General features: G+C 71.9%; 10 protein-coding genes and 1 pseudogene. 6 read left to right on the plus strand and 5 right to left on the minus strand.

Annotated elements, in window-relative coordinates:
• Positions 1-56 precede the first annotated feature (56 nt).
• Positions 57-1,079, minus strand: coding sequence for a LacI family DNA-binding transcriptional regulator (locus ACIGZJ_RS25835; RefSeq protein WP_396459446.1), 1,023 nt, complete (start codon positions 1,077-1,079; stop codon positions 57-59).
• Positions 1,080-1,440: 361 nt separating this feature from the next.
• Between ACIGZJ_RS25835 and ACIGZJ_RS25840 the strand changes: the two genes are divergently transcribed.
• From ACIGZJ_RS25840 to ACIGZJ_RS25865, 6 genes and pseudogenes are all read left to right on the plus strand, one after another.
• Positions 1,441-2,898, plus strand: a complete 1,458-nt coding sequence (locus ACIGZJ_RS25840; protein WP_396459447.1) for a GH1 family beta-glucosidase — start codon at positions 1,441-1,443, stop codon at positions 2,896-2,898.
• A 142-nt stretch (positions 2,899-3,040) separates the two neighbouring features.
• Positions 3,041-3,256, plus strand: a pseudogene (locus ACIGZJ_RS25845) (substrate-binding domain-containing protein); the annotation flags it as partial.
• Positions 3,257-3,662: 406 nt separating this feature from the next.
• Entirely contained in the window at positions 3,663-4,964 is a 1,302-nt protein-coding gene (locus ACIGZJ_RS25850) for an extracellular solute-binding protein (protein WP_396459448.1), read from the plus strand.
• 146 nt (positions 4,965-5,110) lie between these two features.
• Complete coding sequence (locus tag ACIGZJ_RS25855; protein ID WP_396459449.1) at positions 5,111-6,112, plus strand: carbohydrate ABC transporter permease; 1,002 nt, start codon at positions 5,111-5,113, stop codon at positions 6,110-6,112.
• Between the two features lie 17 nt (positions 6,113-6,129).
• Positions 6,130-7,044, plus strand: coding sequence for a carbohydrate ABC transporter permease (locus tag ACIGZJ_RS25860; protein ID WP_396459450.1), 915 nt, complete (start codon positions 6,130-6,132; stop codon positions 7,042-7,044).
• 89 nt (positions 7,045-7,133) lie between these two features.
• Entirely contained in the window at positions 7,134-7,613 is a 480-nt protein-coding gene (locus tag ACIGZJ_RS25865) for a substrate-binding domain-containing protein (RefSeq protein WP_396459451.1), read from the plus strand.
• Between the two features lie 92 nt (positions 7,614-7,705).
• Here the strand turns inward: ACIGZJ_RS25865 and yjfF are convergent, their stop codons facing one another.
• The 4 genes from yjfF to ACIGZJ_RS25885 form a co-directional block, all read right to left on the minus strand.
• On the minus strand, positions 7,706-8,677 hold the full coding sequence (gene yjfF, locus ACIGZJ_RS25870; protein WP_392938286.1) for a galactofuranose ABC transporter, permease protein YjfF: 972 nt from the start codon (positions 8,675-8,677) through the stop codon (positions 7,706-7,708).
• A complete protein-coding gene (locus tag ACIGZJ_RS25875; protein ID WP_396459452.1) occupies positions 8,674-9,765 on the minus strand; it encodes an ABC transporter permease in 1,092 nt (363 codons plus the stop codon). Before ACIGZJ_RS25875 ends, yjfF begins: the two co-directional genes overlap by 4 nt.
• Positions 9,762-11,285, minus strand: a complete 1,524-nt coding sequence (locus ACIGZJ_RS25880) for a sugar ABC transporter ATP-binding protein (protein ID WP_396459453.1) — start codon at positions 11,283-11,285, stop codon at positions 9,762-9,764. Before ACIGZJ_RS25880 ends, ACIGZJ_RS25875 begins: the two co-directional genes overlap by 4 nt.
• A gap of 98 nt (positions 11,286-11,383) precedes the next feature.
• Positions 11,384-12,367: an ABC transporter substrate-binding protein gene (locus ACIGZJ_RS25885; protein WP_396459454.1), complete on the minus strand. Its 984-nt coding sequence runs from the start codon at positions 12,365-12,367 to the stop codon at positions 11,384-11,386.
• Between the last annotated feature and the right edge of the window lie 321 nt (positions 12,368-12,688).

Consider the following 12,688-nt stretch of genomic DNA (forward strand, 5'->3'; position numbering starts at 1 on the left):
CGCAGCTCAGCGCGGCTCCGGACGGCCCAACGCAGCTCAGCGCGGCTCCGGGCCGGTCAGGAGGACTGCCGCACCACCAGCTCCGTCGGCAGCACCAGCCGGGACGGCTCCGCCTCCTCGCCCGCGATCTGCCGCAGCAGGAGCCCGGCCATCATGCGGCCCATCTGCTCGATCGGCTGGCGGACGGTGGTCAGCGGCGGGTCGAGGTGGCGGGCCACCGGCGAGTCGTCGACGCCCACCAGCGCGACGTCGCCGGGCACGTCCAGCCCCCTGGCCCGCAGGACGGCGAGGGCCCCGACCGCCATCAGGTCCGAGGCCGCGAACACCGCGTCGAGATCAGGGCGGCGATCCAGCAGTTCCCGCATCGCCCGGCGGCCGCCCTCCTCCGTGAAGTCCCCTGCGGCGACGAGGCCCTCGTCCACCGGCAGGCCGGCCGCCGCAAGCCCCTGGCGGTAGCCGGCCAGCCGGCCCTCGGCGGCGTCCATGTCCGGCGGGCCGGTGATGGTGGCGATGCGACTCCGCCCACGCCCGGCCAGGTGCTCCACCGCCGAACGGCCGGCCCCCACGTTGTCGGAGTCGACGTACGCCACCGGCTCCTGGGGCGAACGGCGTCCGTTCAGCACGGTCGGCAGGCCCAGCGCGCGCACCTGGTCCGGCAGCGGGTCGTCCCGGTGGACGGACACGAGCAGCACGCCGTCCACCCGCTGGGCGGCGAGGTACTGCTCGAAGCGCTGCCGCTCCTGCTCGGTGCGGATCAGGGTGAGCAGCAACTGCTTGTCCGCCGCACCGAGTTCGGCGCTCACGCCGCGGATGATGTCCAGGAAGTACGGTTCCGCGAACAGTCGGGCCTCCGTCTCCGGCACGACCAGCGCGACCGCGTCCGTCCGACTGCCGGCCAGCGCCCGGGCCGCCCGGTTGGGCACGTAGCCCAGCTCCGCGATGGCCCGGCCCACCGCCTCCTTCGCCTGTTCGCTCACCCGCGACGAGCCGTTGATCACTCGGGACACCGTGCCGCGCCCGACCCCGGCCCGGGCCGCGACCTCCTCCAGGGTCGGCCTTCCGGTCTGCCGTCCGCCCACTGCCCACGCGCCTTCTGTCGCCGCCACCGGTCTCGCACCCGCTTGGCAGAGGATCGTAGGTCACCTGAGCCCGGCACCGCCACGGACCGTCCGGGTTCAGGGCCGCGTCGACCGGCCGACCGCCGGCGCCTCCGGGCATTTCGGCCTCTTCTCTTGACATCGGATCAGCTGAGGCAGGAACCTTCCGGATATGGAGTGGGAGCGCTCCCACACCTGCCTCCGGGAGCCGCCACCGGTGGTCCCGCCACCTCCGACCCGTGGGAACAACGGCTTCCTCCGCAACGCCCTCGGTAACACCTTCACCATCGGCGTGATCTCCACCACGTCCGAAGGCCGAACCTCCTCACCGTTGGAGCAGCCCGTGCCCGTTCCCCCTTCCCGTCCCCTCCCGGCCGCCACCACCCCGCCCCGGTTCCCGGCCGGCTTCCTCTGGGGCGCGGCCACCTCCGCCTACCAGGTGGAGGGCGCCGTCGACGAGGACGGCCGCACCGCCTCGATCTGGGACACCTTCTGCCGCACCCCCGGCAAGGTCTTCCAGGGCCACGCCGGCGACATCGCGGTCGACCACTACCACCGCTTCCGCGAGGACGTCCGGCTGATGGCCGAACTCGGGCTGACCGCGTACCGCTTCTCCGTCTCCTGGCCGCGCGTCCAGCCCACCGGCCACGGCCCGGGCGTCCAGCGGGGCCTGGACTTCTACCGCCGCCTCGCCGACGAACTGCGCTCGCACGGCATCGTCCCCGTCGCCACGCTCTACCACTGGGACCTCCCGCAGGAGCTGGAGTCCGCCGGCGGCTGGCCCGAACGCACGACCGCCGAGCGGTTCGCCGAGTACGCCGCGCTGGTGGGTCAGGCCCTCGGCGACCGGGTCGGCCACTGGACCACCCTCAACGAGCCCTGGTGCAGTGCCTTCCTCGGCTACGGCTCCGGCGTCCACGCCCCCGGCCGCACCGACCCGGTGGCCGCCCTGCGGGCCGCCCACCACCTCAACCTCGGTCACGGCCTCGCCGTCTCGGCGCTGCGCGGCGTGCTGCCCGCCGACGCCCAGGTGTCCGTCTCGCTCAACCTGCACGCGCTGCGCCCGCTCACCCCGTCCGCCGCCGACCAGGACGCGGTGCGGCGGATCGACGCCGTCGGCAACCGGGTCTTCCTCGACCCGATGCTGGAGGGCGCCTACCCGGAGGACCTGCTGGCCGACACGGCCCACCTCACCGACTGGTCCTTCGTCCGAGCCGGCGACGAGAAGGAGATCCACCGGCCGCTGGACTGGCTGGGCGTCAACTACTACACGCCCACCGTCGTCTCCGCGACGGCCGAGGACGCCTCACCCGACCGCGAGGACGGCCACGGCGGCGGCTCGTCCTCGCCCTGGCCGGGGGCGGACCGGGTCGGCTTCCATCCGGCGCCGGGCGAGCGGACCGCGATGGGCTGGGCCGTCGACCCCACCGGCCTGCACCAGCTGCTGACCGACCTCGCCCGCCGCCACCCCGACCTGCCGCTGATGGTCACCGAGAACGGCGCCGCCTGCCAGGACGAGGTCGGCGCGGACGGCACGGTCCACGACCCGGAACGCACCGCCTACCTCCACTCCCACCTGGCGGCCCTCCACCGGGCGACGGCCGACGGCGCGGACGTGCGCGGCTACTTCGCCTGGTCCCTGCTGGACAACTTCGAGTGGGCGTACGGCTACGACAAGCGCTTCGGCCTGGTGCACGTCGACTACCCCACCCAGACCCGCACCCCCAAGTCCAGCGCACGCTGGTACGCCCGGGTGGCCCGGACCGGCGAGCTGCACCCGCCGTCCGGCGCCGACGGGTAGCGCCTCCGCGAAGGAGCCGTGCGGACGCGGCCGGTACCGGGCAGACCGCCCGGCACCGGCCGCGTGGTGCCCGGCTGCGTTCCACACCAGGAGGTCCCGGCCGGCCGCTCCGCGCGGGCTGCTGCCCGTCGCCCCGGCTACCGGGCGTCCGGCTGGCGTCGCGGTCGTCGGCTTCGACGACCTCGCCGGCGCCCTGTACGCCGACCCGCCGCTGACGACCGTGCACCAGCCGGTGCGCGCACTCGGACTGGAGATGGCACGGATGCTCGTGGCCGTCATCGACGGCCGGGACCCGAGCCCCCTCGTCCTCCCCACCCGCCTGACCGTCCGCGAGTCCGCGCCCCCGACCGCCGGCTGACCCCACCCGAAACGGGCCCCGCCCCGAACGCGCCTGCCCCGCCCTCCGCCGTCGGCCCCGACCGACGGGCGATCCGCGCGCCGCAGCCGAGCCTGCCGGGGGCGACCGGGCCTCGGGGCGGCGATCGACCCCGCCCCAGCCGGCGAACCGACTCAACTTCCCCTGCTGCACCACCCCTTGACAGTCTCTCGCCGAGGGAGCAGGGTTCCGGGTTGGGAGCGCTCCCACGCCTCGGTCGGAGCTCCGGAGCCCCCATCGGGCCGAGTTCACCTCAGCCCCTCACGCAGCCCCTCACGCACGTCCTCACGCACCCCCGCGCGACCACTCGCGGCCCCGCCCCCGGCGTCGCTCCCGGCGTCGCGAGCGCGGCCCATCCCGCGTCCCTCTACCGCTCCTGGAGAAGCCCATGTTCCTGCGCAGCCGTTCCCGCAGAGCCCCCGCACTCCTGTCGGCCGCCGCCGCCACCGCGGCCCTGGTCACCGGATGCTCCTCCGGAGGGTCCGGCTCGGACGACCCGAACGCGAAGATCACTCTCACCGTGGGCGACTTCGGCACCTTCGGCTACAAGGAGTCCGGGCTGTTCGACGAGTACATGAAGACGCACCCGAACATCACCATCAAGGAGAACGCCACCACGGTGGAGGGCGACTACTGGACCGCCCTGCAGACCCGGCTGTCGGGCGGCGGGCTCGACGACATCCAGGCCCTCGAAGTGAGCCGGATCGCGCTCGCCACCTCCGACCAGCTCAGCGGCGCCTTCAGCGATCTGTCACGCGCCCAGGGCGTGGACAAGGACGCCTACCTGCCGTGGAAGTGGAAGCAGGCGACCACCGCCCAGGGCAAGACCGTCGGCCTCGGCACCGACGTCGGCCCGATGGCGATCTGCTACCGGCAGGACCTCTTCCAGGCGGCGGGCCTGCCCGACGACCCCGCGGCGGTCAGTGCCCTGTGGGCGGGCGACTGGGCGAAGTACGTCGAGGCCGGCCGCCAGTACCAGGCCAAGGCCCCCAAAGGAACCTTCTTCATGGACACCGCCACCGGCCTGTACAACGGTGTGGTCTCCTCCGGCACCGAGCAGTACTACAGGAACGGCAAAGCCGTCTACCAGGACTCCGCCGGTGTGAAGAACGGCTGGAAGCTGGCCTCCGAGGCGGTCCAGGCCGGCATCACCCAGGGGCTCAAGGAGTTCGACACCCCCTGGCAGACGGCCTTCTCCAACTCCACGTTCGCCACCACCGTCTGCCCGTCCTGGCAGCAGGCCAACATCGAGAAGTACTCCGGCCCGGGCAACTCCGGCAAGTGGAACATCGCACAGGCCCCCGCCGCTGGAAACTGGGGCGGCTCGTTCCTGACGGTGCCGGCCTCCGGCAAGCACGTGGCCCAGGCCCAGGCACTGGCCGTCTGGCTCACCGCCCCCGAGCAGCAGGCCAAGGTCTTCCAGAAGGTCGGGAACATCCCCTCCAACCAGAAGGCGTACGCGCTCCCGGGCGTCACGGAATTCACCAACCCGTACATCGGCCCGAAGGCCCCCACCGGGCAGATCTTCTCCACCGCCGCCAAGGCCATCCAGCCGGCCGAGACGGGGCCGCACCACGGTGACTTCCACGGGGCGTTCGGCAACGGCGTGCAGCTGATGGAGCAGAACCACCTGAGCTCCGAGGAGGCCTGGGCCTCCACCGTCAAGCAGATCGGGAGCACCGTCCAGTAGCCGCGGGCCGGGCCGTGCGGACCGCGCGCCACCCCCACCCCCGGCGCTGTCCGTACGGCCGCGGCCCGCGCACAGCCGAGACCGACCGAAACCCGTCCACAACGACCGACGACCCCAGCCGGCCGTCAACCCGGTACGGAGGACCTGTGGCCACCTCGACCCGCGCCACCCTGAGAGAACCGGCCGACCCGCCCGCCACGAGTCCGCCGGGGCACGGCGGAGCGCCGACGAGTCTGCGCACCCGACTGCGCCGCTGGGACCACACCGGCTCGCCCTACGTGTTCGTCGCGCCCTTCTTCCTGGTGTTCGCGATCTTCGGGCTCTTCCCGCTCCTCTACACCGGCTGGCTGTCCCTGCACCAGGTCAGCCTCTACAACGTGGACCAGACCGACTGGGTCGGTCTCCAGAACTACCGTGACCTGCTGATCGGGCCGGCGAGCGAGCTGTTCTGGCGCGCCCTGCGCAACACGGTCAGCCTCGGTGTGCTGTCCACCGTCCCCCAGCTGCTGATCGCGCTCGGCCTCGCCCACCTGCTCAACTACCGCCTCCCGGCCCGCGGTTTCCTGCGCACGGCGCTGCTCGCGCCGTACGCGACATCGGTGGCGGCCGCCACCCTCGTCTTCGCGCTGATCTTCAGCCCCGAGGGCGGCATGGCCAACTGGCTGCTCGGCCTCGTGGGCGCCGGACCGATCCGCTGGGAGTCCGGCGCCTGGAGCTCCCAGATCGCCGTCTCCGTGATCGTCATCTGGCGTTGGACCGGCTACAACGCGCTGATCTACCTCGCCGCGATGCAGGCCGTCCCCCGCGAGCTGTACGAGGCCGCCGCGATCGACGGGGCCAACCGCTGGAAGCAGTTCCGCCACGTCACGATCCCCGAACTGCGCCCCACCATCCTGTTCACCGTCGTCGTCTCGTTCATCGGATCGACCCAGCTCTTCGGCGAGCCCTACCTGTTCGGCGGGCAGAGCGGCCACCAGGGCGGCACCAACCACCAGTACGAAACCCTCGGCATCCTCATGTACGACCAGGGCTTCCACTACAGCCTGCTCGGCCGCGCCTCGGCCATCGCCTGGCTGATGTTCGGCCTACTCCTGCTGGTCGGCCTGGCCAACACGCTGATCGCCCGCCGCCTGCGCGCCGCCAAGTGACCGGGAAGGACGACTCCATGACCACCATCCCCGCACCCGACCCCACCACCGCGCGGCGGAGACCCGGGCGCCGGAGCCGGCTGCGCTCCCCGGGCGCGGGCGGCCAGCACCGGGCCGGGCCGTTCGCCGTGGCGACGCTGGTCCTGGCCGCCCTCGTCTCGTTGTTCCCGCTGTACTGGACGCTCGTGGCGGCGTCGACCGACAGCCACCGGGTGGTCTCCACTCCCCCGCCGCTGGTGCCCGGCCCGAACCTGTTCCACAACCTCGGCTACGTGTGGGACAACGCCGGGGCGCGCGGCATGGGCGTCGCGCTGCTCAACTCGACCCTGGTCGCCGGCACCGTCGCGCTCAGCACGGTGGCGTTCTCCGTCCTGGCCGGCTTCGCGTTCGCCAAGCTGCGCTTCCGGGGTCGCGGCGCGCTGATGGCCCTCGTCGTCGCCACCATGGCCGTGCCCGCCCAGGTCAGCGTCGTGCCGCTGTTCATCCTGATGCGGCACCTGGGGCTCGGCAACCATCTCGGCGCCCTGGTCCTGCCCTCCCTGGTGACCGCCTTCGGTGTCTTCTTCATGCGCCAGTACCTCACCCAGGCCCTGCCCACCGAACTCCTGGAGGCGGCCCGGGTGGACGGCGCGCACTCGCTGCGCGTCGTCTGGCACGTCGTCCTGCCGATCGCCCGGCCCGCCATGGCCGTGCTGGGGATGCTCGTCTTCGTCCAGTCCTGGAACGACTTCCTGTGGCCCGTCATCGCGATGAACGGCGCCACCAATCCCACGGTGCAGGTCGCCCTCGCCGGGCTCGGCACCGGCTGGTCCACCGACTGGTCCGTCATCACCGCCGGCGCGCTCATCGGCACCGCGCCGCTGCTCCTGGTCTTCACCCTCTTCGGCCGGCAGATCGTCGGCGGCATCACCCAGGGCGCGCTGAAGGGCTGACCGACCGCCGGGCCGGGGCCCGGTGGTCACCGCATCCCGTCGGAGCACGTCCGGCCCCGGCCCCGCGCACGCACACGGGGCCGGGGCCGGTGGGCTGCTCAGCTGCCCGGGTTCACCGTCGGGAACAGCCGGGCGAAGGCATCGCCGGGCCGCCGGACACCGCCGCCGGCGCGGACCGGCTGGCCGGCTACCGCCGGACGGTTGCCGCGATGGCCGCGGCCCGGCCGGCCGTGGCGTACGGCGACTTCAGCTGCGTCTCCGGTGAGCACGCGATGCAGCGACTGCTGGACCAGCGCCCGGACGTCGACGCGGTGTTCGCCGCCTCCGACCAGATGGCCGCGGGAGCCCTCAGGACCCTGCGGCGGCAGGGGTTGCGGGTCCCCGAGGACGTCGCGCTGGTCGGCTTCGACGACTCCCCCCTCGCGGCGCGGTGCCGGCCGGGGCTGACCACCGTCCGCCAGCCGGTGGAGGAACTCGGCTCCCGTGCCATGGATCTGCTGCTGCGCCACCCGGCCTGCGGCGAATCGGTGGTGCTGCCCACCCGGCTGGTCGTCCGGGCGTCGGGCTGAACGGGCCGCGCACCGGGGCCGCCACACCCGAGGGCGGCGATGCCGAGCCGGGAGAGCGCGGTGCACCGCTCTGTCCCGGAGACGGCGGGCGGTCAGCGCCGCCGGGCGGTGACCAGGCGCTGCAGGACGATGAAGACGAACAGCAGGCCGCCGATGACGATCCGGGTCCACCAGGAGCTGAGGGTGCCCTGGAAGCTGATCACGGTCTGGATCAGCCCGAGCACCAGCACGCCGAGCACGGTGCCGAGCAGGTAACCGGATCCGCCGGTGAGCAGGGTGCCGCCGATGACGACCGCGGCGATCGCGTCGAGCTCCAGGCCGACCGCGTGCAGGCCGTAGCCGGAGAGCATGTAGAAGGTGAGCAGGACGCCGCCGAGCGCGGAGCAGAAGCCGCTGATCGCGTACACGGTGGTCTTGGTGCGCTGGACCGGCAGGCCCATCAGCAGCGCGGACTGCTCGCTGCCGCCGAGCGCGTACACGTTGCGGCCGAGCCGGGTGAAGTGGAGGACCACGAACCCGACGGCGACCACCAGCAGGGCGATCACCGCGCTCGGCGAGACGAACACGCTGCCGAGTGGGATCCGGGTCTGCGCCATGGCGGTGTACTGGGGGTCGGTGATGGAGATCGAATCGATGCTGATCGTGTAGCACAGGCCCCGGGCCAGGAACATGCCGGCCAGGGTGACGATGAACGGCTGGATCTCGAAGACGTGGATGACCCAGCCCATCAGCCAGCCGCCGGCGGTGCCCATCAGCAGCACCAGCGGGATCACCAGCACCGGCGGCCAGCCGTGCTGTTCGACCAGCCGGGCGGAGACCACGGTGGACAGCGCGACCACCGCGCCGACCGACAGGTCGATGCCGCCGGTCAGTACGACGAAGGTCATCCCGACCGCGACGACCAGCAGGAAGGCGTTGTCGATCAGCAGGTTGAGCACGACCTGGCCGGATAGGAAGCCGTCGTAGCGCGCCGAGCCGACGCCGAACATCGACACCAGCAGGACCGCGGTGACCAGCAGCGGGACCTGCCCACGCAGGCGGGTCAACAGAGCGTTCGCGTTCATTCGCCGGGCTCCCGGTCGGTAGGGGCCGCGGTCCGCGACCGGGCGGTGTGCCGGGCCCGGGCGCCGCGGCCGGCGAGCTTGGCCCGGAAGGCGGGCGATTGGATCAGGCACACCGTGATCACTACGAACGCCTTGAAGACCAGGGTGGTCTCCGGTGGGATTCCGACGGTGTACACGGTGGTGGAGAGGGTCTGGATGATCAGCGCGCCCAGGACGGTGCCGCCGATCGAGAACCGGCCGCCGTTGAGCGAGGTCCCGCCGAGCACCACCGCGAGGATGGCGTCGAGCTCGATCCACAGGCCGGCGTTGTTTCCGTCCGCCGCCGAGACGTTGGAGGAGACCATCAGTCCGGCGACCGCCGCGCACAGTGCGCTGAACACGTACACCAGGCCGACCAGGCGCGCCGCCCGGATGCCGACCAGTCGGCTGGCCACCGGGTTGCCGCCGACCGACTCCAGCAGCAGACCGAGCGCGGTGGAGCGGGTGAGCAGCGCGGTGAGCAGTGCCATCAGGCCGCTGAGCAGGATCGCGAACGGCACGGTCAGCCAGTAGCCGCCACCGATCAGCTTGTAGGGCTCGCTGGTGACGGTGATGATCTGGCCGTCGGTGACCAGCTGGGCCACACCGCGCCCGGCGACCATCAGGATCAGGGTGGCGATGATCGGCTGGACGCCGGCCTTGGCCACCAGGACCCCGTTGACGAGGCCGAGCACCAGAGCGGTGCCGAGGGCGTAGCCGACGGCGGTCAGCACGGTGGCGACGCCGCCCGGGTCGGCGGACCGGCTGATGTGCAGACAGGCCAGGGCGCCGGAGATCGCGACGGTCGAGCCGACCGACAGGTCGATGCCCCCGGTGGCGATCACCAGGGTCATGCCCAGGGAGACCAGGATCAGCGGGGCGCCGAAGTGCAGGATGTCGACCAGGGAGCCGTAGAGGTGGCCGCCCCGCAGGTGGACGGCGAAGAAGTCGGGGGTGAAGGCGAGGTTGGCGGCCAGGAGCACGGCCAGCACCGCGGCCGGCCAGAACAGCCGGTACCGGGTCACCGCCCTCACGCCCCTCACCGGGCTCGCCGCCGTTGCCGTGCTCATTGCTCCGCTCCGCTCGCGATGGCGGCCATGACGCGCTCCGGGGTGAGCTCGCCGTCGTTGTCCAGCTGGGCGACCATTCGGCGGTCGCGCAGCACGCCGACCCGGTGGCTGAGCCGCAGCACCTCCTCCAGTTCGGCGGAGATGAAGAGCACCGCCATGCCGTCCTCGGCGAGGTTCGCCACCAGCTTCTGGATCTCGGCCTTCGCCCCGATGTCGATGCCGCGGGTCGGCTCGTCCAGGATCAGCAGTCTGGGGTCGGTGATCAGCCAGCGGGCGAGCAGCACCTTCTGCTGGTTGCCGCCGCTGAGGTTGCGCACCAGCGCCTCGGGGTTGCCGGGGCGGATGTCCAGGGCGCGGATCCAGCGCAGCGCCAGCTCGTCCTGTGCGGTGCGGGACAGCGGGCGCGCCCAGCCCCGGGCCGCCTGCAGCGCCAGCACGATGTTCTCCCGGACGGTCAGTTCGCCGACCAGGCCCTCGGTCTTGCGGTTCTCCGAGCAGAACGCGATGCCGTGGGCGATCGCGTCGCGCGGGCCGCGCAGTGCGGTCTCGGCGCCCTCGATCCGCAGCGTGCCGCCGTCGCTCCGGTCGGCGCCGAACAGCAGCCGGGCGGCCTCGGTCCGTCCGGAGCCCAGCAGCCCGGCCAGTCCGATCACCTCGCCCGACCGGACGGCCAGGTCGTACGGTTCGACGGCGCCCCGCCGGGCCAGCCCTTCGGCGTGCAGGAACACCGCTCCGGTAACCGGTGCGGAGCGTTCGCGCCGCTTGCCGCCAGCAAGCCGGTCGAGTCCGGCGAGCTCGGCGCCGATCATCCGGGAGACCAGTCGGGTCTGGTCCAGCTCGCTGGTCAGGTACTCGCCTTCGAGTCTTCCGTTGCGCAGCACGGTCATCCGGTCGCAGATCTCGTAGACCTGGTCGAGGAAGTGCGAGACGAACAGGATGGCGACCCCCTGGTCACGCAACCGACGTATCACGGTGAAGAGTTGCTTCACCTCGTCGCGGTCCAGGCTGGATGTGGGTTCGTCCAGGATCAGCACCTTGGCGGAGACGTCGACCGCGCGCACGATGGCCACGAGCTGCTGGACGGCGATGGAGTAGCTGTTCAGCGGCGCGCTGACGTCGATGTCCAGGTCCAGTTCGCGGACCAGCTCGGCGGCCCGGCGGCGCATCGCGGCCCAGTCGACCAGCCCGAACCGGCGGGGCTCCCGACCGATGAAGACGTTCTCCGCGACCGACAGGTTCGGGCAGAGGTTCACCTCCTGGTAGACCGTGCTGATACCGGACCGCCGGGCCTGCGCCGGCCCGGTGATCCGCACCCGCCGACCGGCCAGCAGCACCTCGCCGCCGTCGACCGGGTGCACTCCGGTGAGGACCTTGATCAGCGTGGACTTGCCGGCGCCGTTCTCCCCCATCAGGGCGTGCACCTCGCCGGGGAAGAGCCGGAAGTCGACCCCGTCCAGCGCCACCACGCCGGGGAACTCCTTGCGGATCCCCCGGACTTCCAGGACCGGTTGCTGCCGCACCCCGGTTCTCCTCTCGTGTCTCCCGGGCGCGTACCGCCCGCGCGGTCCGGTCCGGGCGGGCCGCACCGCGCGGGCGGCCCGCGCCCGGTCGGGGTCGGTCAGTACTGGCGGTTCGGGAGGGCCGCCGCGGCCTGCTCGGGAGTGAAGGTTCCCTCCTCGGTCTTGATCCGCCGGGACACCTGCTCACCCGCCTTGACCTTCTTCACCAGGTCCATCAGCTGGTCGCCGAGGAGCGGGTTGCACTCGACGTCAAAGTTGATCTTGCCCTGGCTCATCGCGGTGAACGCGTCCTTGACGCCGTCCACGGACACGATCTTGATGTCGGTGCCCGGCTTCTTGCCGGCCTCCTCGATCGCCTGGATCGCACCGAGCGCCATGTCGTCGTTGTGCGCGTAGAGCACGTCGATCTTCGACTGGGACTTCAGGAAGGCCTGCATGACCTCCTTGCCCTTGGCACGGGTGAAGTCACCGGTCTGCGAGGCGACGACCTTGAACCTGGGCTGCACCTTGATGGCGTCCGCGAAGCCGGACTTGCGGTCGTTGGCCGGCGCCGAGCCGGTGGTGCCCTCCAGCTGGACGATGTTCACGTCACCACCGCCGGCCGCGTACTCCTTGACCAGCCAGTCACCGGCCTCCTTGCCCTCCTCGACGAAGTCCGAGCCGAGGAAGGAGGCGTAGAGCGACTCGTCCTTGGAGTCCACCGCGCGGTCGGTCAGGACGACCGGGATGTGCGCGTCCTTCGCCTCCTTCAGGACGGTGTCCCAACCCGACTCCACCACCGGGGAGAAGGCGATCACGTCGACCTTCTGCTGGATGAACGAGCGGATCGCCTTGATCTGGTTCTCCTGCTTCTGCTGCGCGTCGGAGAACTTCAGCTCGATCCCGGCCTTCTTCGCCGACTCCTGGATCGACTTGGTGTTGGCGGTGCGCCACCCGCTCTCCGCGCCGACCTGCGAGAAGCCCACAACGAGCTTGTGACCGGAGCCCTTGCCGGCAGGACCCCCGCCTCCGCCGGACCCACAGGCGGCGAGGACACCGACCATCGCACCGGCCACCAGGGCCGCCGCAGCTCTCTTGGACATGTGGGGACTTCCTCTCGGGATCGTCGATCGCACGGACGGCGAAACCGGCCGGCGTTCACGGACTCAGGGGGGCGGGACGACCAGGACGGGGCGCGCCCGCGGGGGGCACACCGTCTCGTCCGCGTGAACGCGACAGGGCGGCGCCGTTCGCTCGATTGTTAGCGCTCACATCGGCCGCGACAAGCTCCATTGCAGCCCGTTATCCAATCTTGACCAGCCTCGGCAGTACTCCGCATCCCCACCTGAACATCCGTCAACACCGGTTTCGGCCAAGACGAATTGAAGATCATCCCAGGGCGGGAGGTCGCCACCGAGGCCCCG

This window comes from Kitasatospora sp. NPDC052868 (assembly GCF_044547105.1).
GTDB lineage: Bacteria > Actinomycetota > Actinomycetes > Streptomycetales > Streptomycetaceae > Kitasatospora.